Origin of the sequence: Virgibacillus tibetensis, assembly GCF_036026595.1 — a bacterium.
Lineage (GTDB): Bacteria > Bacillota > Bacilli > Bacillales > Amphibacillaceae > Virgibacillus_P > Virgibacillus_P tibetensis.
Map to the genome: position 1 here is coordinate 634354 of NZ_JARZFX010000002.1, position 24822 is coordinate 659175.

The 24822-nt window shown below is 36.3% G+C and carries 21 protein-coding genes, 1 pseudogene and 1 riboswitch; of the genes and pseudogenes, 3 read left to right on the plus strand and 19 right to left on the minus strand.

Annotation, left to right across the window (positions count from 1 at the left end):
• Positions 1–71 precede the first annotated feature (71 nt).
• A complete protein-coding gene (locus tag QGM71_RS07755) occupies positions 72–1052 on the minus strand; it encodes a GGDEF domain-containing protein (RefSeq protein ID WP_327606948.1) in 981 nt (326 codons plus the stop codon).
• An 82-nt stretch (positions 1053–1134) separates the two neighbouring features.
• Positions 1135–1222, minus strand: a riboswitch (cyclic di-GMP riboswitch).
• A gap of 220 nt (positions 1223–1442) precedes the next feature.
• Between QGM71_RS07755 and QGM71_RS07760 the strand changes: the two genes are divergently transcribed.
• Entirely contained in the window at positions 1443–1676 is a 234-nt protein-coding gene (locus tag QGM71_RS07760; RefSeq protein ID WP_327606949.1) for a hypothetical protein, read from the plus strand.
• Here QGM71_RS07760 and QGM71_RS07765 read toward each other — a convergent pair.
• From QGM71_RS07765 to QGM71_RS07845, 17 genes and pseudogenes are all read right to left on the minus strand, one after another.
• Positions 1657–3039 carry an O-antigen polymerase gene (locus QGM71_RS07765; protein WP_327606950.1) on the minus strand — a complete coding sequence of 461 codons (1383 nt, stop codon included), beginning with the start codon at positions 3037–3039 and terminating at the stop codon, positions 1657–1659. The two genes, QGM71_RS07760 and QGM71_RS07765, sit on opposite strands and share 20 nt — an antisense overlap.
• Before the next feature lie 320 nt (positions 3040–3359).
• The gene (locus QGM71_RS07770; RefSeq protein WP_327606951.1) at positions 3360–4556 is read right to left on the minus strand and encodes a lipopolysaccharide biosynthesis protein; all 1197 of its coding nucleotides are present in this window, start codon (positions 4554–4556) and stop codon (positions 3360–3362) included.
• Between the two features lie 466 nt (positions 4557–5022).
• A pseudogene (gene wecB / locus QGM71_RS07775) lies at positions 5023–6050 on the minus strand (non-hydrolyzing UDP-N-acetylglucosamine 2-epimerase).
• 49 nt (positions 6051–6099) lie between these two features.
• A complete protein-coding gene (locus QGM71_RS07780) occupies positions 6100–7230 on the minus strand; it encodes a glycosyltransferase (protein ID WP_327606952.1) in 1131 nt (376 codons plus the stop codon).
• A 42-nt stretch (positions 7231–7272) separates the two neighbouring features.
• A complete protein-coding gene (locus QGM71_RS07785; protein WP_327606953.1) occupies positions 7273–8493 on the minus strand; it encodes a nucleotide sugar dehydrogenase in 1221 nt (406 codons plus the stop codon).
• Between the two features lie 38 nt (positions 8494–8531).
• On the minus strand, positions 8532–10394 hold the full coding sequence (locus QGM71_RS07790; protein WP_327606954.1) for a heparinase II/III domain-containing protein: 1863 nt from the start codon (positions 10392–10394) through the stop codon (positions 8532–8534).
• Between the two features lie 115 nt (positions 10395–10509).
• A complete protein-coding gene (locus QGM71_RS07795; RefSeq protein WP_327606955.1) occupies positions 10510–11763 on the minus strand; it encodes a glycosyltransferase family 4 protein in 1254 nt (417 codons plus the stop codon).
• Between the two features lie 47 nt (positions 11764–11810).
• The gene (locus QGM71_RS07800; RefSeq protein ID WP_327606956.1) at positions 11811–12470 is read right to left on the minus strand and encodes a NeuD/PglB/VioB family sugar acetyltransferase; all 660 of its coding nucleotides are present in this window, start codon (positions 12468–12470) and stop codon (positions 11811–11813) included.
• Positions 12471–12513: 43 nt separating this feature from the next.
• Entirely contained in the window at positions 12514–13149 is a 636-nt protein-coding gene (locus QGM71_RS07805) for a sugar transferase (protein WP_327606957.1), read from the minus strand.
• A gap of 7 nt (positions 13150–13156) precedes the next feature.
• Positions 13157–14266, minus strand: a complete 1110-nt coding sequence (locus QGM71_RS07810) for a DegT/DnrJ/EryC1/StrS family aminotransferase (protein ID WP_327606958.1) — start codon at positions 14264–14266, stop codon at positions 13157–13159.
• A 30-nt stretch (positions 14267–14296) separates the two neighbouring features.
• The gene (locus QGM71_RS07815) at positions 14297–16126 is read right to left on the minus strand and encodes a polysaccharide biosynthesis protein (RefSeq protein WP_327606959.1); all 1830 of its coding nucleotides are present in this window, start codon (positions 16124–16126) and stop codon (positions 14297–14299) included.
• Between the two features lie 203 nt (positions 16127–16329).
• Positions 16330–16989 carry a response regulator transcription factor gene (locus QGM71_RS07820; RefSeq protein WP_327606960.1) on the minus strand — a complete coding sequence of 220 codons (660 nt, stop codon included), beginning with the start codon at positions 16987–16989 and terminating at the stop codon, positions 16330–16332.
• Positions 16990–17092: 103 nt separating this feature from the next.
• The gene (locus QGM71_RS07825) at positions 17093–17749 is read right to left on the minus strand and encodes a response regulator transcription factor (RefSeq protein WP_327606961.1); all 657 of its coding nucleotides are present in this window, start codon (positions 17747–17749) and stop codon (positions 17093–17095) included.
• Between the two features lie 129 nt (positions 17750–17878).
• Positions 17879–18646, minus strand: coding sequence for a tyrosine-protein phosphatase (locus QGM71_RS07830; RefSeq protein ID WP_327606962.1), 768 nt, complete (start codon positions 18644–18646; stop codon positions 17879–17881).
• Positions 18647–18793: 147 nt separating this feature from the next.
• Complete coding sequence (locus tag QGM71_RS07835) at positions 18794–19567, minus strand: tyrosine-protein phosphatase (protein ID WP_327606963.1); 774 nt, start codon at positions 19565–19567, stop codon at positions 18794–18796.
• 602 nt (positions 19568–20169) lie between these two features.
• Positions 20170–20868: a CpsD/CapB family tyrosine-protein kinase gene (locus QGM71_RS07840; RefSeq protein WP_327606964.1), complete on the minus strand. Its 699-nt coding sequence runs from the start codon at positions 20866–20868 to the stop codon at positions 20170–20172.
• Positions 20843–21607, minus strand: coding sequence for a YveK family protein (locus QGM71_RS07845; protein ID WP_327606965.1), 765 nt, complete (start codon positions 21605–21607; stop codon positions 20843–20845). Before QGM71_RS07845 ends, QGM71_RS07840 begins: the two co-directional genes overlap by 26 nt.
• A gap of 429 nt (positions 21608–22036) precedes the next feature.
• Between QGM71_RS07845 and QGM71_RS07850 the strand changes: the two genes are divergently transcribed.
• A complete protein-coding gene (locus QGM71_RS07850) occupies positions 22037–23110 on the plus strand; it encodes a C40 family peptidase (protein WP_327606966.1) in 1074 nt (357 codons plus the stop codon).
• 85 nt (positions 23111–23195) lie between these two features.
• Positions 23196–23678 (plus strand): hypothetical protein, encoded by a 483-nt coding sequence (locus QGM71_RS07855; protein ID WP_327606967.1) that lies wholly within the window; start codon positions 23196–23198, stop codon positions 23676–23678.
• A gap of 49 nt (positions 23679–23727) precedes the next feature.
• Here the strand turns inward: QGM71_RS07855 and QGM71_RS07860 are convergent, their stop codons facing one another.
• A complete protein-coding gene (locus tag QGM71_RS07860) occupies positions 23728–24675 on the minus strand; it encodes a nuclease-related domain-containing protein (RefSeq protein ID WP_327606968.1) in 948 nt (315 codons plus the stop codon).
• Between the last annotated feature and the right edge of the window lie 147 nt (positions 24676–24822).

The window sequence follows — 24822 nt, forward strand, 5'->3', positions numbered from 1 at the left end:
TGCACTATAAAGCTTTAAAGCGGTGGGGACTTGACACTCCACTGGGACTCGACGAAGTACATAGTATAAGCTTAGGATATAATTCTATTTTTCCCTGTGTTTTTTGCAATATACAGACGTTTGTCAGCTTCATCTAGTACATTGAGGATGTTATGATCGTAATCCTCCACCTCCACAATCCCCCCACTTATCGTTAAAGCGATCGTTTTACCATGATATGAAAACTGATGCGATTCTATATTTTTGCGAATTCTTTCCATAACCTTGATCCCCTCTTGCTTTTCTACTTTTCTTAATACTAAGAGGAATTCTTCTCCACCCCATCGAACAACCGAAGCATCACCTGGTACGCTCTCTCTTATAATAGATGCAGCTTGCTTTAACATACTATCACCTAATAAGTGACCATATGTATCGTTTATACTTTTAAAATTATCTAGATCACAAAATGCAACTGTTACTGAATAATCAATAGCCTTTGCTTTCTTTATTTCCTCTAGCAGAAGTTTTTCTCCGGATTGTTTATTGTACAAACCAGTTAGGTAATCTGTTTTTGATTCACTGATAGTTTTTCTAAGTTGCATTTGATAAAATAAAACCCCAAACCCTAGTACAAAGTAACTAACGGAGTTAACACAACCTTGCAACCAAACTAATAGTTCTGGATCCTTTGTAAATGCAACATGCAAAAATGTAAATACAGAAGCTAATATTGATATCAACATGATACTACGCTTTTTAAATCTTTTCACACTTGTAGCGAACGTAGTAATAATTGGTAAATAGTACATAGGATAGAAAGGGCTTTCTGTATGACCAGAATGAGCGATGATAAGAAAGATAACGCTTAAATGAATAACACTAATAACTAAAATCAAAAGAAGATTATTAGGAAGTTTTACTAGAATAGCAGGTAATATCATAATTACAAGAAATAGAAAAGTTAGCCACCAGGCATGAGAACTACCCCAAAAATAAATCACCACAAGAAAATAAAGAATACTTTGCACTACCGAAAATATCCCCATAGCATTTCTTTCATTAATACTCATAAGAGACCCACCTACCCCAAAAAGTATAAACAACAAAAAAAGACTTGTTTAACCGAAAAAGCCTAGAGTAAGTCCCTATACAACCGGCATCCTAGCTACCTTAGTTCAAATGAACGTTAGGCCTATGGTTTTGCGTCCCAGACTTTCGTACTGGTTTGCCCTTAATTCGGTAGGTCTATTATATCATTTATTACTAATTTTTAAAAATTTCGAGATTGCATATGGTGTGAGTCTGAAAGCATTGTGGACTGCGATGCCTGTACCATGGCCCACCCTCCAAAAATCATGCGATAGTAAAATAGTACCAACAAACACAAAACATGGGGGTGATCTTTTGTATTGTACAAACTGTGGAACAAAACAAGGTGAAGGGGCTAGATTCTGTCATTTATGCGGAAACTAGAATCTAACGTAGCAAAGGAAAGTAATACGCAACAGCAAGTAGTACATAAAAAAGCGCAGGATGTTGTTCAGCTGGAATCTACTTTCCAGGCCTTTTCTCCAAACGAACAACTGTCCGATGAGGAGTTAGTACGCCATTATGTTGGTCCGAAAAAGGTAGATTACTATACGGAGAAGTTCCCCATTTCCTCGCAGTTTAATATTAAACAAACTTCTTTTTGAATAAATTCTTTTTGTTTCGAACTGTACTATTATTGAAGAATTTATAGTTTATAAAGTTTATTACAATAAACAACATAGCAAATATTATTAATGGGTTTGTGAAACCACCTCTTACAAGATGGAATATCCAAGTTGCACTTACTGCCCACAACATAAAATGCTTAATTGATAGTTTTTTGTCCAAGATAGCGAAGAAAAATCCAAACAAAATCAGGATTACTAAGCCAACTAAACCAAAGTTAATATAAGCATCTCCTATTATACCTGGAGGTACGGACATCCCTTCTATATCAGGTTCTAACCAACTAGCCACAATTTGTTGTGTGTTTTCAGGTTTATCCCTCCATATTGATCTTGGGATAACAGAAAATAATAACCTATAGTAAGATTGACCATTTAAAAAGTCGTTATATAAAGGAACGTAATTAATTACATCCAAAACTCTTGTCGAATAACCTATATCTCCAGACATTATAGATGATTCTAAAAATAACTTTAAATCAAAGTCGAAACTTTCAATGTTTTGGCCAGGTTGTAAAAAACCTCGAAAAAACCTTGAAGTTATCGCAAGAAGGAAAACTAAGACACCTAAAAATAAAGTAATGATTTTAGGTGACAAGTAATTTTTATATTTATTGTATCCATATAATCCACTATAGTAATATCCAACTAAAACCGAAGCTGAATGAACAACTAGCAATGACCTCGTTCTAAAGAGCATAAATATTAGGGTTTCCAACAAAATGAAAATTAATATCCACTTTAGAACGTTAGAATGTTGCCTTGCTTTTACAGTAAAGAATACTAAGAAAAACAAAATTGATGTCATATAAAAACCATAAGTAGCCAGTAGCCGAAAAATGCTGGGGTTTTTAAGTTCTAAACGACTTAAATTCATTATATTTAGTGTTCCAGCATCTATAAAACAAAAAATAACACTTACAAATGTAACAACCCCTATTAAAATAATAACTTTTCGAACTGCTACTTTTTCTAAGTATATTTTTTTTAGTTTGATTTCCTTTCCGACTAAGACACAATTACCTATGCAAAAAAGTAAAATCCCTAATACTGACATTAATGTTAAAGTTTTCAATGATTCAAAACTGTATTGATAATAGTGATACTCTATCAAAAGGTTGTATATGGGCTGCACAAAAAACAACATTAAATAAAATAGTATAAAGAAAAACGTTGCTGAAAATAGTTTTATATATGCAACCATATACATAATAACTGGAAACAATGCTAATAAAAATGTAAAAAGCAAGGTCTTTTCGTCATGACTGTTTAATATATACAAGGAAATTATCGATGTGTATATCACTAAAAAAATAAGCATATAAATTTTCTTTCTTGTCATGGAGCCACATCCTTTTAAATGAGGTATTTTATAATGTATTTAAATAGAAATACTTACATTATTCCTCTCTCTTCGTTACCACTACCTCATTCTGAGTTAAACTATCATTTTCAATATCGCTTATATGGACGGTCTTCACTAGTTGATGAAACCCAACTGGAAGTTAGGACTTTACATCGACTTACATAGGTCTGCATCCAGATGTTAGTTCCCCTTATATAAGATATTGGTTTCCTTACAAACTTATGAGCAGTAGCCGATAACCAATACGGAGTTCTTCAATCTTGACGGTTATCCTAGCCTAAATTAGCTAATAAATTTTAATTTGTATTTCTAAAATTAAAAATAAAAATTGAAATCATTATAATAAATTTTAAAAGGTTTACAATTAGAATACCTACGCAAAAACCTATTAATCCATAAAGATTAAAGAGTGTAAAAACACTTATAAGATATACAACTACATTGCTTCCACTAATTAATAATTGCCAATTTATATTATTAAACCTTAGAACAAACGGTTGAATTACCGAACTCATAACACCTAAAACAGCACTTCCAGTAGTAATATATATCAATTCTAGAGACTCTGCTGCCCAAGTTGGATACAAATAATGTAACAAAGGATGACTAATTAGTATAGTTACAGAATATCCTGTTATCCCTACAATTACTGTAACGGCAATAATATATTTAAAACTTTTCATTGATATTTTATGCATACGAGTAATATAACTTAAAATCACACTGTTTACTGGAGCTATCATCATTGATATTATTTTTCCAAATATTGTCGCCGTGTAATAAATTGATACTGCCGATGGCCCAAGTAAAGGAAATAATAACAACTTATCTGAATAGGAAAGTATCGTTTTTAAAAAAATAGAAATGAATAACACAAAACTCTTGTAAGAAGTTTTTTTAAATAACTTTGTAGTTGTAAGGGTTTCTTTTAAAAGATTCGAGTTACGTGTAATATAGATTAAACTTAACCCTGAACCTATAATGAAAATAGACTGCCAATATCCTGTTAAATAAAATACCACTACACCAACTAGATAACCTGTTCCAAGGACTAAGTTATTCAACAAGATGGCTTTATAATTCAAGTTTAACCTGAAAGTTACTATAGTATATTCCCTTAATAAATTAGAACAAGATATTATAACCATTAAGATAATGCTAACAAGTGAAAAAGTCCCCTCATAATATACTGTTCCAAGGGTAACAACAATAGAGCTTATAATTATAGCACCAATTAGTAGTATATTAAAATCACCAATAGTTTTATTTTGTTTATACTCATTATCTAACAATAGTCTTATATTATTTAAAACATTTCCGAAAGGAAGACTCAATAAAGTAAAGAGACTTATTAAAGTAACTACTAATCCATATTGACTCCCTCCCAAGGTAGCACCAACTACCGGAAGTGCAACTAATTGGAGTATTACTAAAGGAATTGCAGTTGCTATGATATTTAATAAAGAGTCTAGGATAAATTTTTTTTGAGGCATAAAAGGTTCTCCTTCATTGTAAAATATAGACATTAAAATTATATATGTGTCACTACTTAGAATCAGTAATCATTTTTGAATCTTCTAAGCTTAAGAAGAAATCGACACGTCTAAATGAATTAGAAATTCGTAACCATAAAATATGCACTCAAAAACTTTCTTGTATGAGAAGTAAATGAATTCAGTACATTTAATATTGCGCTTCTTAAGACTGTAAACCCATTCGTGGTTAAGTACCTCATTAGCTACTGACATTATGATCGTGTGTCATCAAATGTCAATCCTCCTCGTTTTAATGAGTATATACTAATAAGTTAAATAGATAAATATCTAATAATGAATAGTTATTATTACAAAGAGGCAACCTTCAGACTCTTCTTTAATCATATTACTTTTCAAAAGCCTCTGTTTCTATAGAACCTTAGAATGCCATGCTTTAGCGACATTTTCCAAATTAAGGTATTATCTAATCGCTCAACACATCAGCTATCCTCTTACTTGCAAGACCATCACCATATGAATTATTTGATTTACTCATCTTTTCATATTCATCTTTGTCTTCAAGTAATAGCTTGAAAGTTTTATATATAAATTCTTCATCTATCCCTACCAGCCTCAATGTACCTGCTTCTACACCTTCTGGTCTCGCTGTCGTATCACGACACGCATTACTAAAACTGGTTTACCCAAACTCGGTGCTTCTTCTTGTATGCCCCCAATATCAGTCAAAATTAAATATGGCCTCGAAAGGAAGTTATGAAAAATCCAAGACTTCTAATCGCTCAATAATGCTTACTCTTTCACAGTTTCTTAAAACCTCATTAGCAGCCTCTCTAACAATTGGATTCATATGAATTGGATATATTACTTTAATAACAGGGTGTTCACCTACAATTCTCTTGATAGCTTTAAACATAATTCTCATAGGTTTTCCAAGGTTTTCTCTTCTGTGGGCCGTTATTATGATAAGCTTGCTATCAGCTAACCATTCTAATTGTTCATGAGTATAGTCATTTCTAACTGTTGTGTTTAAAGCATCGATAGCTGTATTACCAGTCACATAGATTGATGAAGGTTCTTTGCCTTCGTATATCAAATTTTCTTTTGACATTTCCGTTGGTGAAAAATTATATTTTGCTACAATCCCAACAGCTTGACGATTAAGATCTTCTGGATAAGGCGAATATATATTATACGTTCTAAGCCCAGCTTCAACGTGACCTACCGGAATCTGACAAAGGTAGTAGATGTATCCCCATGGACGAGAACTATATCAGGCTTAACTTCTTCCAAAATTGCTTTCATTTTCTCAAGGGTACTTATGGTCACACCGAATAATGTTTGATTCGCTTTCATGATTGATAGGTCATGATCACGTACTACTTGAAACGCAGTCAAGACCTGGTCTAACATTTCTCTATGCTGACCTTGACACAAACCACAGTATCCAATTGATCACGTGTTTAGTTCATTAACTAAAGGACATATTTTAATAGCTTCTGGTCTCGTTCAAAACATCAGACAAATCTAATAAGCCCCTTTTCTATATTGTAAGTTTTATATATTCATTGAGCAGTTTTTCACTATTTTGCTCGTAATAATAGTCTGATTTTATCCTCCGGCAATTCTTTTGATATAAACCGACTAATTCATGTGAATTAATTAACTTTAATAATACATCTTTTAATTCTTCCTTATCCTCATTTATATTACTTCCGATTTCGTATTGCTCTATAAAATTTCCAAGTACAGTTTCTTTTGTTCCGATTATAGGAATCTCACAAATAAGTGATTCATATAGTCTATTTGGTAAAGCAATTTTGACATTGTTTAACTTAGTATTATAAACAGCATATGTGCAATCAATTTTTTCATATAAACTAACAATTTCTTTTTCGTAATTATATGGGCCATATATTTCTACGAATTCTTTATCTTTCGAATAATCCTTTATTTCATTGTAGTGCGGTCCACTCCCTGCAATAAATACTTTCATAGTCTTGTCTACTTCTTCAACAACATCTATTAACATTTTAAGTTGTTCAATATACCTAACTGACCCTATAAAACCTATTGTGAAACTACCCTGCTGCTTTTTTTCATAGTTGTTAAATAATTTCTTTGTTGGAGCATTTGGTATAAATAGATATTTGTCAGCTTCGATAAATTCTGAAAAATACTCTTTCCAGAAATATGGAGATGTTAAAATTATTTTCGATATACTTGATGTAAGCCTCTTTTCTATTTTTTGTAATAGTTTAGCGAGGATTGTCTTTAAAGAATTAGCTTTTTTGATAAAAGTATATTTAGGAAGATCTGCTACTTCATATATTATCTTTGAATTGTTATTAAAGATCTTCTTATATAGAGAAGCTATATACAGCATATCTAAATTCGCTGCATGAATTATATCTGGTTTTTCATATTTTAATGTAGCTAATACAGTAATCATATATTTTACTAGCGGAATTAGTCTTTTGGTAGGTTTGCCTTGTGGGGCTTTTATGTTTTTCTTTATAACCTTATGTTGAGGATTTATTTCAAAAGCCTCTTTTTCTAATTGACCTCTATCCCAATATATCAAAGTTACATTAAAATCATTCTCCACTGCTTTAATCCTTTTTAGTATCCTTGGATTAGGAATATGTGATATTAATACAGCTACTTTTTTCAACATTTCCACCTTCTAAAAGCTTTAGTCAATATACTTTCCAAATTATAATTTATATGCTTTATCTATAGCACAAATATTTTTCGTATCAAGAACTAGCTTATCCTTTATAAGTTCCATATTATTTTTGACATGATCATGTCCTACCATAACCACGACTATCTCTATTTCATTTATAAAATCCTCAAAATTCATAAACTGGTGATCTACAATCCTTTCCTTAACGAGTGGATCAAACACTTTAACACCAAAGGCAAGATGCTCGTCCATTCTTTCCAATAATTGAAGTGTAGGGCTTTCTCTAGTATCATCAACATTTTCTTTATAGGCCAATCCGTATAAACCAACTTTTGAAATGTCTTTTATCCCATGTTCTCTCATAATATCTCTAATTCGTCCAAGCACGTGCCTAGGCATAGAATCATTAGTCTTTCTTGCTGTCAAAATAAGATTTGTTAAATCCGGATAGTCTCCAACTAAGAACCATGGATCCACAGAAATACAATGGCCGCCAACACCTGGACCAGGCTGAAGAATATTTACTCGTGGATGTTTATTGGCTATCCTAGTAATCTCATATACATCCATGTTATCTGTGCGACAAATCTTAGCTAACTCATTTGCAAATGCTATGTTAACATCTCTATAAGTGTTTTCAATAACCTTAGACATTTCCGCTGATCTGATGTCCGTTAAAACAATTTCTGACTTACAAAAACCAGAATATATTTTTTTTACTTTTCCACTTATCTCAGGATCATCAGCACCAATTGTTCTCGAATTATGCTCAAGTTCGTATATCATATTCCCCGGAGTAATTCTTTCAGGAGCGTGAACTAAATGTATGTCTACTCCTATAGTAAGTCCCCTTCTCTCTAGCTCAGGGCGAATATATTTATCTATAGTCCCTGGCGCTATAGTCGATTCAATAACTATTATAGCTCCACTTTCACAGTTATCAAGGACACTATTCACTGCTGAAATAACATACTTTGGATCAAGCTTCTTACTTTCTTTGTTGAATGGTGTTGGAACGGCAAGAATATACGTATGTGTCTTCTGATATTCCGTTGAAAATTCAATTCCATTAGAAATGGCCTCCTCAAAAAGTTCTCCTAATCCCTTTTCCTCAAAAGTGAGCTTACCTTCAGATAATGATTTTACTAGTTTATTGTTGTTATCAGTACCTACCACTTTGACACCACTTTTTGCGATCATTAAAGCCGTAGGTAAACCTATGTAACCAAGACCAATAATGTTGATCATATTAATACCTTCCTTCTTTCTTCTGAATTTACGCTACCTCAGTAATTTAGGTCTATATTAAATTTCTTACTACATTTTTTTTCAAAAATACCGCCTCTTACAATTACGCAATTAATCTCATCTCTTCTTAAGTAATATAAGCTCCTATAAGCTTTTTTAACTACAATATCGCCATCTGTTGTAATACTACATAAAAGTTGGCTCTCATCATAAAGTTCAAACCCTGTTGAAATTATCTTAACTTCAAATGGAGTATGGAAATAAAACTCACAGAACTCCCCATCACCAAATACTTCATCAACAATCGAATAACCCACATCAGTTTTTTCAATGTTTCTAGTATGTTTATAACCATTTTTAGAAATCATCGTTCCTTTAAATTGGCCTGAACTACTTTTAATGTTCTTTGCCCTACTCCAGTCAAGAGTTAAAAAAGCACCCTTTTTAGTCATTTGCTCTTTGTTATCAAACTTCACGGTATTGTGAGCAGCAGTTAATGATAACTTTTTGCCTTCTGAATCTGCATATGAGTAACTACCAGCATCGCATAAAATATTTTTACCTCTATGCCATAAATCGATGTGGAGCTGATCCATATGTGTAGGCCTCGTTTTATTGTCTTTCAAAACTACCATCAAAAAACTATCTTCATCGTATCTTAACGTATATAGACCCGCCTTTGGGTAACCTATAGATTCACGGTTCATTTCTACTTTCGGGATTTCATTAATATTATTGATATTAGAAAACCATAATAGTTCTTCGTCATACAATCCTTTATTATAAACTCTTCGGTTATCAATTAGTGTATTAATCGTATTAATTACTGGACGGAAATCTCGATAACTACAAGCTGTAATTGGAAAAATTAATGCCCCATCATTAGCTCCTCGATTAGGTACATCACCATCAGTATTTTGTATTTGGTATAACTGGCGTGCACTCTTCAGAACTAGTGATTTACTTTTTTCAGAAATATCCAGTTTGGTAGCTTCTCCCAATTTAATCACGCACTGAATTATTTGAAGTGCGAACCTTTGGTAGTTAACCGAATTTTGAATATACCCGCCATCTTTTGAAAACTGATAATCTATTTCTTTATCTAGAAGGTCATATGCCTTTTTTAAGGATTTGTAATCTTCAGCACACCAGCTGCCAATAATTAAACCCGTAATTTCAGTTAATGTGTGATTATTTTTGATGCAGTTCTTAGCATAAAAAAAATTCGATAACACCTTTTTATAACTTCCTTCAACAAGCTTTTTTAAATTATTTCCATCTTTTTCGTCAACCATACCGAATTTAGAAAAAACTGAATAGCTTATTAACGCTGCAATAACTCTAAGGGTTGCTTCTTGGCCACATTTATAATTAGGACCGTACGAATAAGGGTTTTCATCTAACCAATTTGCTAATTGTAAAGAAAATGCTTGGTAATATTTTTTCTTCTTAGTTATCAAGAATGCTCGATTAAGATAGAAAAAATGAGTAAATCTCGATGCTTCCCAGATAGCTTTTATATCACCACGTTCAGGATCAAAATCAGGGATCTGATACCACTTTTTATTACTAGTAACTTTCTTTTTAGTGAGAGGATTATAATGCCAATTTATAGGATTCCCGTAGTTAAGTTCGATAGTTGAAAACCCCGTTATCTTACCTTCGATTGCTTTATCTGCGATCGTTATAATCTCAGTCTTCTGTTCATATGTTAGGCTATTCACGAAGTTATCTATTGCAGCAACATTAAAATTATAGATGTCTACCCTTTTTACATTAACTTTTTTTTCAAATAGTTTTTCGCTTCCTGGTACTGTTCTCATCAACTTTAACTTAACTGAATATAATGAGCGGTTAATAAGCCAGGGAAAGCCATAATCCGTAATTATTGATTTAAACATAGCGGGACCTCGTTTCTTTACATCACGAAAAAGCATTAATGATGTAAATAGTTCTATATAAAAACAAAACCATTAATAGATATTTTTTTATAGAATGAACCTTACCTCATAAAGTTTATTGCTTTTTACTATTAGATATTACCTCAAGAAAACTCTCTGTTATTATTTGCACAGTATGATGCTCTTCTACATACGCACGTCCATTTTTAGCAAACTCTCTACCAAGAGTATCAATATTGTTATATATGTGTAATATTGTTTCTTTAAGTTTTTCGGGCTTATCAGGTTCTATTGTAATGCCAGCGTTTGCTTTTGTTATTAAACTTCCTCTAACATTAGAAGCAAATATAATTGGCTTTTCTGCTGCCATGTACTCATAAAACTTATTTTTGCTTATACCATATTTAAATGCTTCTCTCTCCATTAATCCACAAATTAAAAGGTTTGATTTTTTTAGTATTAAGGGTATATGATTTTTTGATTGACTATCTACCATTAAAACATTATCTAATTTGTTTTCTTTTATAATTTTATTGAGTCTAGTTTTCTCTGGCCCACCACCAACTACAACTAACTTGATATCTTCATGATCTTTTAAGAACTTTGCCGATTCAACAAAAGTTGATAGTCCTTCACTTTTCGAAAGTGCACCAGTATAAGTAACACAGAAACAATCATTTAATACTTCATTCAGTTCTGACGGAAGGTTGTCTTCAGAAGTACCTGCTAGCTTATCAAACTCCTCAATATCAAGACCGTGAGGGATATGGAATACTTTTTTTCTATCAGTGCCATATTTTTGCTCCATATACTCGTACGCATATGGTGCTGTAGTTATTATTGCATCAGCTAAATTATAGAATTTTTTTTCTAAAGACTCAAAATATGAGAACACTACCTTTTTCTTTATTCCTGTGAAGTCTTCGTACATACTTAGCGGCCATAAATCTCTAACTTCTACAATGAATTTCGCATTATACTTCCGGCTAAGTTTATATCCCGCATCCCATGCTAGGGGATGTACCGAAGAAGCAATTATGACATCCGGATTTACATTATAATTGTCGTAACTACTTGCTTTCTTTTTGTAATTAACATAATTCAGAAATCTCCCTACTGAATTTGTGTATGCTGGTTTCGTTTTTATACTTACAAACTTAAAGTTTTCATTATATCTTGTTTCTTTTACGTCTTCATCAAATCTATATTCTCTCTTCTTGTTATCGTATGATGAAGCTAGAACAGTAACATTATGACCTAATTCTGAAAGTTTTTTCGTTAGGTCATAATGTCTACCACCACCAGTTGAATCGGGAGTATTTGCATGATGATTTAAAATTACTATATTGTATACCTTTTCTTTAATCATTTGGAACCCGTCACCGCCTATAGTTTACATATCTGTTCACGATTATTTTATAAATTATTATATGCTAAATCATTATTTCTGATTTTTTTAGCCGGAACACCTGCGTATACACTATTTTTATCAGTATCTTTTAAAACTACTGCTCCCGCGCCTATAATAGAATTTTCACCTACTTTAGACATTCCAGTTACAATAGTACTTCCCATACCGATAAAAACTTTATCCTCAATTTTTATTGATGCACCTACTCCTGATAGTGTAGAAATTAAACACGCCGAACCTAATGTAGAATGGTGAGCTATTACTACATTGGGACTAATAATACAAAAATCGCCCACCTTAACTTTTGTCCATATATAGACATTGGCTTGAATGTATACTCCATTGCCAATTTCTGCACTTGGACTAATAACAGCCGTAGGGTGGATTAAAGTAGGTGTACTTCCACCTAATTTATTAATCTTTGTCATAATTTTATTTCTAGTTTCATTGTGACCTATTGCAACAATAAATTGTTTCCCTTTTATTGTGTGGTCACATAAATCTGAAAACTTCTCACTTATTTTAACTCCCATTATAAAAGTGTTAAGTTTTTGGTCGTCCTCATCATAAAAACCTTTGACTTTATATCCGACGACTTCTGCCAATTCACACATTGCTTCACCATATGTACCTGCACCAACTACATAAATTTCCTTGTTTAGCATATTTATATTTTCCCTTCATAATAAATCTTCCAAATAACAAATTCTATAGATTTTTGTTAGGTGATCCTCTGAACTTTTTGGGTTGTGCTTCACTATTATGAATTCCTTCTCGTTTAAACACCTTTAAGATTGTTTGAATGATTATCTTACAGTCTAAGATAAAAGAAACATTTTCAACGTATTGAACATCAAAATCAAATTTTTCCTCCCAAGTCAAAGCATTTCTCCCATTAACCTGTGCCAAGCCTGATAGTCCCGGTTGTACATCATGTCTATGTTTTTGCTTCTTATTATAATATGGCAAATAATCTACCCTTAGTGGCCTTGGCCCAACGATACTCATATCACCTTTTAAAATATTAAACAATTCGGGTAGTTCGTCAAGTGATGTAACTCTTAACAGTTTTCCAAACTTCGTAAGCCTCACACTATCTGGTAGCAACTCTTCATTCGCATTTTTCTCATCAGTCATCGTCCTAAATTTATACATTGTAAAAATCTTCTCATTCCGACCAGGTCTTTTTTGTTTAAATAATATAGGACTTCCAAGTTTTATTCTTACTAGTATTGCCACTGTCAATAATAAAGGACAAAAAACAACAATGGCCGCTAATGATAAAATAAAGTCCATTGGCCTCTTTAAATAATTTCGATAAATACCTGTTTTTTTAGCTTTCATTCCACTCTCACCACAGCATTTTAATAGTATTTACAGTTCGTTCCAAGTCATCATCCGTCATCTTCGTATCACTAGGCAAACAAACACCGTTCTCAAACAACTTCTCCGAAACATCAGTTCCAATGAAATCATACTCCTCAAAGAACGGTTGCATATGCATTGGCTTCCATATAGGTCTCGATTCTATGTTCTCGGACTCTAATGCTTCAAAAACGTCAATCGGTCTAACTTCACCACTCAAAGTCATTGAGCTTAACCAATAGTTCGGCTCGTCCCATTCATTACTTGGCATGAATTGAACCCCTTCAAGTCCACCAAGTTCATTTTTATAAAACTCATAAATATACTTCTTCTTATTAACTCTTTTGTCCAGAACCTTTAGCTGCCCTCTACCAATTCCAGCAACAACATTGCTCATACGGTAATTAAACCCTAATTCGCTATGTTGATAGTGTCTTGCTGAATCCCTCGATTGAGTGGCCCAAAATCTGGCCTTAGCAATTCTCTCTTCGTTATTAGAAACAAGCATACCACCGCCAGAAGTAGTAATTATTTTGTTCCCATTAAATGAGAAGATACCATAGTCACCAAAGCTTCCAGTGTGTTGCCCTTTATAGTAAGTCCCTAAAGATTCAGCAGCATCTTCTATTAAAACAACATTATGCTTCTTACAAAGCTCTACTATTTTATCCATGTCTGCAGACAAACCATAAAGGTGTACTACAATTACCGCTTTCACTTCAGGATACTTTTCAAAAGCCTCTTCCAATGCGTTAGGACACATATTCCAAGTTTCATAGTCACTATCTATAAAAACAGGACTAGCGTCTTGATAGATTATTGGATTTGCTGTAGCTGAGAAAGTAAGTGTTGGACAGAATACAATATCACTTTCACCAACACCCGCTGCTCTTAAAGCTAAGTGAAGGGCTCCAGTACCAGAAGAAAGTGCAGCAGCAGCTTTAGAACCAACTTTAGCCGCTAGTTCTTTTTCAAATTCATTTACGTTTTCCCCAAGAGGAGCAATCCAGTTCGTATCAAAAGCTTCCTTAACATACTCCATTTCATAACCCTCATCACTCATATGTGGCGATGAGAGAAAAATTCTATCTCCCATATCGAAGGCTCCTTTCTCTGTTGTATATAATTACGACCCTCTCACAGCCATCAACGTCTTCTCCATAAATACAATCTTCATTAACTCATCCTTCAATTCAGTTAAAGAGAACTGATCAAACCGCTCAATCAAGCTAACGAGCATATCCGCGTCAACCTCAACCGTCCGGCCAACATAAATCTTGTCATAAACTTCACCAGGCAGAATCTCATCTTCACCCAGCAATTCTTCAAACAGCTTTTCACCAGGTCGAATGCCTGCGAATTCTATCGGAATTTCTTCTTCTGTATAGCCTGATAGTTTAATAAGGTTGCGAGCCAAATCAACAATTTTCACAGGTTCACCCATATCCAGGACAAAGATCTCTCCACCTTTTGCAAGTGTTCCTGCTTGGATGACGAGGCGGGAAGCTTCTGGGATTGTCATGAAGTAGCGCGTCATTTCCGGATCGGTTACGGTGATTGGACCGCCTTTTTCAATTTGCTTTTTAAATAATGGTATCACACTTCCTCGGCTTCCGAGCACATTTCCGAAACGTACGGCGACAAATTTCGTTTTGCTTCGTGTGCTTAATTCCTGGATGACCATTTCTGCAATCCGTTTTGTTGCACCCATCACATTCGTTGGGTTTACTGCTTTATCGGTAGATACAAGCACGAACTTGCTGACACCGTATGTATCTGCAGCTTCCGACACATTTTTTGTACCAATTATATTATTTTTCACCGCTTCATGCGGATTGTACTCCATTAATGGCACATGCTTATGTGCTGCTGCATGATAGATAATCGATGGCTTATGTTCGTTTACTATGTCGAATACACGTTTACGATCCTGCACATCTCCGATGACCGGAATGATTTCGGTACTTGTGTCACCATACTTTCCTCTGAGTTCCATATCAATCGTATAAATGCTGAACTCACCATGTCCCACGAGAACGATCTTCTTTGGTGTGAAACGCATCAGCTGTCGGCATAACTCCGAACCGATGGATCCACCTGCTCCAGTTACCATCACGGTATTGCCTGTGACATAATTGGAAATTGCATTTATATCAAGCTCAACTGGTTCACGTCCAAGCAAGTCCTCTACTTCGACATTTTTCAAATGACTGACAGATACTTTCCCTGTCATCAGATCCTCAATCTTCGGGATCATTTGCACCTTCGCTTCTGTTTTACTGCATTCCGCGACAATTTTCTCCAAGGAGCCATTACGTAAGGAAGGAATCGCGATTACGATATGTTCAATATCCATTGCCTTAACTATTTCAGCGATATGTTTAACTCTTCCTGCAACAGGTAAATTGTATAGTTGCATGCGCTGCTTCGATAGATCATCATCGACAAAAGCAACAGGATAGAGTTCTGCGTTATTATGTTCGTTTTTTAACTGCCTTGCGATCATCGCACCGGCTGAGCCAGCACCGACAATCAGTGTCCTTTTTTGCTTGCCTTTGTTTGCTATGTAACGATCACGGTAGATGCGCCATGCAAAACGGGAACCACCGATTAATATAATATGAAGCATCCATGTCACGAGTAAAGCGCGGCGGTAAATTGCGAAGTCATTCACAAGGTACATGACAATTCCCGCTGCCAGGACTGACAGAGTAATCGCCTGAACAATCGAGACTAACTCTCCTACACTCGCATATGCCCATACCTTATTATAAAGCTTGTACAGCATTGCAAAGAAATGATGAAAGAATAGAAGTGCTATTGCGCTAATAATAATAACTTCTGTCTGGTATATCCCTGTATAAGGGTAGACAATCCAGGAAGCTATGAATATGGCAGTACTGACTATTACGGAATCCAATAAGACTAGTAACGACAGCCTTGTTCGATAGGTCAATGGCTTGGCTCCTTTCTTGGGTGATATGTTAATTCATTGAGGTTCTCAATACCTTATTTCTTCTTTTTTCTCCACGTTCGATTAAATAGGGACTACTATAAACATTATTAGCACTATCTATCCCCTACACTATACTACTAGTCTATTTGTTTTTTAACCGTTTATTTAACAAATAAGCAATTAGTATGAGGGGAACTGGGAATTTATGCCGACATCAGCTCTTCCAGGAAAACGATAACGTTTTTTCTGCCTTTCATTTTCAATTTGCTGTATAAATGACTTACATGTACTTTTACTGTTCCTTCATTTACCTGCAGCTTTTTTGCTATTTGTTCATTCTTCAGACCTTGCTTCAGTAGGTAGGCGACTTCCGCTTCCCTTCGTGACAGGTTGATTTCATGCTGTTCCAACCGTTGATAAAATGTATTAATGGTATTAACTTTCAACTGCAGAATGTCTTCGATAAATGCCCGGGTTATTTCAACAGGCATCAGGTAACGCTGGCAGAGTACGGATTTCACTGCATCGACAATGGCAGCTTCAAGCTTGTCTGTCTTTAGCAGTAAACTGTCAAAGCAGGCTTCTATCATATGTAACAAGCAGGTATCTTTCCCATTTGGCAGCAGCCCAATTGTCTTCAGCTTCGGATTGTCTTCCTTTAACTTACATAGAAGGCTTGTTACGTCATCCGTAGGGATCCCGTCAACATCGACAATCAGTACATCAGGCTTTAGGATCTGTGTCACATCCAGTATATTTTCTGAGTATACAAGACATGCGACAGTCATGTTCTCCTGTCTGTCCAGGGGCGCCTGAATGGATGCTGTATCCGGGGCCATACTTACGTAACATATCTTTTCCATATCATTCTTCTCCTACTATTTATTTTGTACATTTAAATCAAGCGCGTTAGAGAGGCAGTCACAGGTCGCGGTGGGTCTCACCAGTGAAATCCATTTTATCCCATTACTTGGTTATATTTCGAAAAAAAGAAACCGTGTCTTTTCGGCTGTGGATTCCCAACTTGGCATATATTTGACTAATATAATTTTTGACCGTTCCTTCTCCAAGAAACAGTTTCACGGCAATTTGTTTGTTTGTGTTGCCCTCCGCTAATAAATAGGCAATGTCGATCTCTCGATTTGTGAACTGGTAGCCTTGGTTTTTTAGACTTCCTTCCAGTAATTCTTTCTTGTCTAGTGTCAGTTCACGTATTCGTTCAACGATAACTCGTGCAACATATCCCGAAAGGACAGTTTCTCCCCGATAAGCATCCCGGATCGAACGAACCAACGAATCTGCAAACAGCCGCTTCAGCAGAAATCCATCAACCCCTGCGCTGATTCCCTGTAACACCAGATCTTCTTTAGCATGCTGTGATAACATGATTACTTTTACATCTGGATAGGTTTTTTTTATCACTCTGGTCGTTCGGATGCCATCCACATCTGAACTATTAATATCCATTAATATGATGTCAGGTTGCTTTTTGTCGATTAATTCAATAGCGGCTTTTCCGCTATCTGCCATACCAACTACTTGTATGTCATCTGTACGTTGAATTAACGCTTTAATTCCTTCTCTAAATAATCGTTGGTCTTCAATAAGCATTACTTTAATCAACACCTGACCCCCCTTTTAAAAATGGCACGTTTTTTTTGTATATCACGCTATCTCTAATCTTCTAAATCTATCGTACTAAATACTCTATACAAAAAAACGTACAGCCTATTTCGTCAGTGGATTCTATCTTTAGAATAGTCCCAGTATCTTTTTCTTTTTAACAGGAATAGGTTCAGCCCGGTTTATATTTTGCCCTTCAATAAGGAGCTGTGCATTTTCTATTAATACGTAGCTTGTCTCATTGCCATGCTGTTTATTTATTTCCTGATAGGCATCCTGCATACAAAACCCACGGGATGTAGTGTTATGGGCATCAGATGCAATAAAGTGTGCCAGATTCGCTTCCAGGAGCTTGTGCGAGAACTTCTGAATATTTTTCCCGAATTTCCCTGCAATACTTGCAGCAGTGACTTGAGCCAGTGCACCTTTTCGAATAAATTCATAGAGCATGGAAGGATGTTCGGTCAGCTCACTATTCCGTTCCGGATGCACAATGATCGGTTTGTAACCAGCGACCTGAATATCAAACAGCATCTGCTTGGCATACCGCGGCACGTGACCAGAAGGAAATTCAACAAATAAATAATTCGTCCTATTTGCCAGTGTTACCAGCTCTTCATTTTTCAAATCGGAAAGCATGTCCCCATACAGTCTCGTTTCCTGCCCAGGTAATACCAGCAGCGGGATATTCTGATCCTGCAGGTAATTATTCAGTTCCTTTGTATGCTCTAAAATATCTTCCTTATTATTCATATACTTCCCATTTTGATGATGTGGTGTTGCAATTATCGTATGTATTCCATCCTCAACCGCTGCACGGGCCATGTCAGCGCTGTCCTGAAGACTTTGTGCACCGTCGTCAATACCGGGTAATATGTGGCTATGTATATCAATCATGTTGTCACTTCCTATAATGTTATTTATCTGAATTTTATGTTATAGCATAGCATAGGAAGACAGTATTTCTCAAACAATTCGGGTTATCAGCCAGCAGATTTCTGTGCACATAGAAATCTAAACATCCCAATCTATTCTCTTCCCTATTTACCGACTAAATATGCCCCATTTCTTTTTTGCTACTATTCGTTCAGGTGGGTCTTTTTGAATTGCCTGTCCACTTACTAGCAGTTCACTGTTCTCCATAAGCTGAAAAGCCACTGCATTGCCATAGTTCTTTTTAATATCCCTATACGCTTCCCGCATATAAAATCCCCTTTTTTTCAGGTCATGAGAATCGGAGGCTACAAAATGCGTCAGGTTAGCTGCAAGTAACTGATGGGAAAACTGCTGTACTTTTTTCCCGATTACGCCCATCAGGCTAGCTGCTGTAACTTGTGTCAGTGCACCGTTCTTCACAATCCGGTACAGCTTGTCCGGGTGTTCGATCAGCTCGTGGTTCCGTTCCGGGTGTACGATAATAGGCTTATACCCTGCAATTTGCAGATCGAACAGCAATTGTGTCGTATATTGCGGCACATGACTGGTAGGTAACTCAATAAATACATAGCCGCTCGTTACGTTCAATGGAAGGACAATCCCTTTTTCCAGGTCTTCCAGCATATCCCCGTATATTCTCGTTTCCTGTCCCGGAAGAATCTCCACCGGAATATGTTCTTCACTTAGCTTGCCGTTCAGATAATTAACTGCCCCTATAATATTTTCCCCTGTGTTATTGAATGACCCATTATTGTGATGCGGTGTTGCAATGATCTTATAGATTCCCTGCTTGGAAGCTTCACGTGCCATGGCCAGGCTTTCCGTTAATGACTTTGCTCCGTCATCTACACCAGGCAAAATGTGACAATGAATATCGATCATGTCTATTCCCCCTAATAATAGTTTCTATATCTCTATTTATCTGTATCTATCTGTGTCTATATGTATCTGTGTTGTAGTAAGTTAATTGGGTGTTAAATTGGTAATTTATTAGGTAATAATGCCCATTATCGAAGTATATCAGAATAAAGCGTCTTAAAGTTAAGATGTATAGTCACTTTTAAGTCATATCTTTGGGTAAAAAGTCATGTTTTTATTACATTACTTGTCAATAAGTCGCGGTAAAATGGTATTAATTAGGGGTTTTGCTGATAAACTTGGTAAAAAAAGGGTATGACTTTTCTGTGATCCGTGCATCTAATAAAGGGAGAAATCTTTTTCCTTTATAATTTCCACCAACTACGAGTATTTAAACATATATATATAAAATGGATGTGACAATCTTTTTAGAAAACAGTTTTAAATTAAGAAAAGTCGGTTTAAATCGGCTGGCCTTGAAAATTGCATTTCTTGGGGGGATGTGACGCTGATGTGGCTGGGCTTGTCGTATCTTTGGTGCTGGACGTGGAGGGGTGGCGATTACGGATAGCACTACTTATACAAAAAAAGTTCCCTATCATCTGTTGATAAGGAACTTTTTAAGATTAATTTTTTCCGTAATAGTAATAATAATTTGCTTCTTTCTTGCTGCGGTCATTTAAAATCGTACCAAGAATTTTCGCGTTAGCAGATTGAAGTGCTTCCACTGCTTTTCCAGCTGCTTCAACTTCCGTCTGCTTGCTGCGGACAACCAGGATTGCCCCATCACACACATTCGCCATAATCTGCGCGTCTGCAACAGCGAGGATTGGTGGTGTATCAAATATGATAATGTCATAGATTTGGCTGGCATCTTCAATGAACTGTTCCATTCTTTTTGACGCTAATAATTCAGATGGGTTGGGTGGGATCGGTCCACATGAGATCACATCAAGATTCTCCGTATCACTCTGTGCGACAACATCCTGCAGGAAATCCTCGCCTACTAAAATATTACTGAGTCCCTTCAGGTTATCCATCCGGAATGTATAATGTACGGTTGGTTTACGTAAATCCGCATCGACAAGCAAGATTTTCTTCCCTTGCTGTGCATACACTACTGCCAGATTTGCAGTTGTCATGGATTTGCCCTCTGAAGGTCCGGCTGATGTAACAAGCATTGTTTTCAATTCTTTATCAACTGAAGAGAATTGAAGATTCGTTCGAACGGTTCTGTATTGTTCAGAAATCGGTGAACGTGGGCTCAGCTTCGTAATTAAATATCGCATTTTATTATTTCTAGACTGACTTTTTCTGCGCGCCATCTAATTCACCCCTTCGATTTCTATTTACAGTTGGTAATGCTTGATCCATACGAATGTCGTCATCCTCTATATGAGAGATTACGCCAAGGACAGGCAGTTGTAATTTTTTTTCGATATCATTTTCCGACTTAATTGTGTTATCAAGGTATTCAAGCAAGAACGCAATTCCCACTCCAACCATCGCACCCAGCACAACCGCAATGGCAATATTAAGCATTGGGTTCGGAGCTACAGGCGATGGATTATCCGACAGTTGAGCCTCGGACAATACGGATACATTATCTACATTCATCAAATCAGGAATTTTATCCTGAAAAATAGAAACGGTCGTGTTGGCAATTTGGGTAGCTGTTTCCGGACTTGGGTCTGTTGCCGTCACCGTAACTACCTGGGAGTTATCCGCACTTTGAACCTGAATTTTATCAGAAAGCTGTGCACTCGATATATTCAGACCTAATTCTGTTACTACGTCCTCCAGTATTGCCGGGCTTTTAATAATAACGTTATATGTATTAATCAGCTCCACATTCGTCCGGATATCATTCGAATTAAACTGCGTATTTGAATCCTGGCTTTCTTGTGTAACCAGGAACTGTGAGCTGTTTTGATAGGTCGGCGTGAGGACAAAGTAGCTAATAACCGCAGCAATCAGCGCCGCCCCCAGCAAAAAAGCAATAATCAACAGAATTCGCTTCTTAACAACTTCAAATATTTCCTTCAGGGAAATCGTTTCTTCCATTTTTGTACCTCCAATTAGTTCTATTCCGCTTAGTAATTGTGCGAGTCTGCAGAACATGCTCATTGCATAGCAGCTCGCGGTCCGTACCCGTGTCCTGGTATGGTTACTCAGAGTTGATATTCTATGTATATATGCTTTCTATACTATATATCGACAATATAATCGAAATTATAACACATTTAGCCAAAATAGGAATAGTTATTTATGAAACATGGAAGGCCCGCGGTAATGAAATACATATGATTTGTAATATTTTTCCCCTATAAGTTCTATTAAAAACGGGAAAGTTTATCGTTATATTACAAATGCATTACAAATCCCCTATTAATCTATTATATTATGACAAAAGAATATATAATTAAGGCATTCCATGAAAAAATTGGAAGTTTTATAGATTGCACATAGTTATGTGAAGGGGGAAACATCGATTTGGCCAGTAAAAAAATTATTATGTCAGTTACTGCAAGTGCAGCAATTGCTTCGGCAATTTTTGTTGCTGATGAGACAGAAGCAGCGTCCTATAAGGTACAAAGCGGCGACTCATTATGGTCAATTGCACAGAAATTCAACACCAGTGTTTCACAGTTACGCACCATAAACAGTATTTCAGGAGATATTATATTTCCTAACCAGGTAATAGAGACAGATAAGGGACAAACCCAATCTACTACTACGACACAATCCAATAATCAAACTACTACATCTACTACATATACAGTTAAAGGCGGCGACACGCTAAGTGGCATTGCCTCTAAACATAATATTTCTCTAGCTAACCTAATGAAATGGAACAACTTAAACACAACACTTATCTATCCAGGCAATGTTTTCACTGTTAGTGCGTCTGGTTCCAGCAGTTCTACTGGATCGAGCTCAAGCTCTAGTTCAAGTAGTTCATCAAATACTAGTTCATCTAACCAGCAAGTAGGTTCTACATCTGTTTACGTTGTTAAGTCTGGTGATTCTTTATCCAGAATTGCATCACAGCAAGGTGTTACTGTTGCTAACTTAAAAAGTTGGAACAACCTAAGATCCGATTTAATTCTAATCGGCCAAAAGTTGAACATTGGCGGGACTGCTAGCACAAGTTCTTCTAGCTCTAGTAGTAGCGCGAGCGAGAAGCCAACTGCAAGTGTCAGCTATAATGTCAATAAACTTATAAGTACAGCTAAAAGCGTGAATGGCACAAGATATGTATGGGGTGGCTCTACTCCAGGCGGATTTGATTGCAGCGGATTCATCCATTATGCATACAAGCAAGCTGGCATGAACATAAGTCGCCTATCAAGCGAAGGCTATTACAACCGCTCATTCTACGTAAGCAAGCCACAAGTAGGAGACCTAGTATTCTTCTCAGGCACTTACAAAGCAGGAATCTCACACATGGGAATCTACTTAGGAAACAACGAATTCATCCATGCAAGCTCAAGCGGCGTGCAAATTACGAATCTAAATAACTCTTATTGGAAGAAACACTTTGAAGGATTTAAACGGTTTTACTAAATTGGGGCTTAGTTAATTAGTTTGGTTAATTGGTTAATTAAGGGCCGGTTATAGGGAACGCCAGCGTGGGCTGGCGTTCCTTTTTTTGTTGTGGTGTGGGGGTGGCCGGGCAGGTGCTGTCTCCCGTTTGGCGGGTGCTGTCTCCCGTTTCGGCGGTGCTGTCTCCCGTTTGAACGGTGCTGTCTCCCGTTTGGCAGGTGCTGTCTCCCGTTTGAACGGTGCTCTCTCCCGTTTGGCAGGTGCTGTCTCCCGTTTGAACGGTGCTGTCTCCCGTTTGGCGGGTGCTGTCTCCCGTTTGGCAGGTGCTCTCTCCCGTTTGGTTGGTGCTGTCTCCCGTTTGGTTGGTGCTGTCTCCCGTTTGGCAGATGCTGTCTCCCGTTTGGCAGGTGCTCTCTCCCGTTTGAACGGTGCTGTCTCCCGTTTGGACGGTGCTCTCTCCCGTTTGGACGGTGCTGTCTCCCGTTTCGGCGGTGCTCTCTCCCGTTTGGCGGATGCTGTCTCCCGTTTGGACGGTGCTGTCTCCCGAGTGGATGCAGCTCATTCAATAAATTTTAAAATTGGCACTTAATTAATTAACTAAGTGCCGGTTACATTTTGGATTTATGTGCCCAGCAGTCTTATTTAGACGTCCATCTTCTGTGCTGCTTATTGTATTGTAGTCCCATTTCTCTTAATAATTTTGTTGCGATATTTTTTGATTTAAAATTGAGCCAATACATACACTCCGAATTCGTTATCCAAGGCTTAATCAGTAATAAATAATCTTCCAAAGCACGTTTATGTGCGTTATGATATTTCTTTTGACACTTTTGGCATTTCCAGGCATCATGAATGCGTTCCATCCCCAAACGCCCGCAACCTGGGCATTGTACCCCCGGCAGTAAATCGCTTTGTTTGATATCAAATTGTGCCATGATATCCCTATCATATTCCTTGCATTCACTTAGAATGAGATGGCCTATTTTTTTTTGGTTCAATTTTTCACCACTACTTGCTAATGCAGCATTCATATCTAGTATCTTTTTAGGAATATACTCTCCATGAGCTACCACTTTGGCGATCTCTTCCTGATCGCCAATTACTTTTATAATGGTACTTGGTTCACTTATCGCAATGAAAAAATAGATGGGGATATTACGTAGGTTATGTTGTTGAAGCCAAAGTTCAAGCTTGAATTTATGAAGTTCAGCTTGTGTGATGGGGTAGCGGTATCCGGTTTCTTTATTGCGGTCATCACGGGTAAATTGGTTGAGGATCGTGTCAAAGGTGATCGTTCCATTGAAGTTCTTAATCTCAGGCATAAAGATTGCCCGCTCCGTAATGATGATTGTATCTATTTGAAACCTCTTGCCCTGGATTTCCAAGCATACATCATACAGAATCGTAAATCTGGTGGCCAGCAAATCAGTGTGGTAATCAATTTTCTTTTCACCTATATAGCCCTTCTTACTTTCGGCAGCGGCTGTTTTAATTTTTTCCAGCCTCGGAAAGCTCGGTCTCAACCGTGGAATGACTGCTTCAAACTTTGTTAGTATTCTTGGTTTTGGACGCCCTTTTATAATCATATTTAACTCCTTTTTAATCAACATTAGCATTTTTCTTTTAACCTGACTAAACAGTAAAATTGCACTTTCATATACTGTTTGTGAATAAATTCAATTTTTCCTTAGGAGAAAATCTAAAATTAGCCCTAATGCTTCCACCTATTTAGC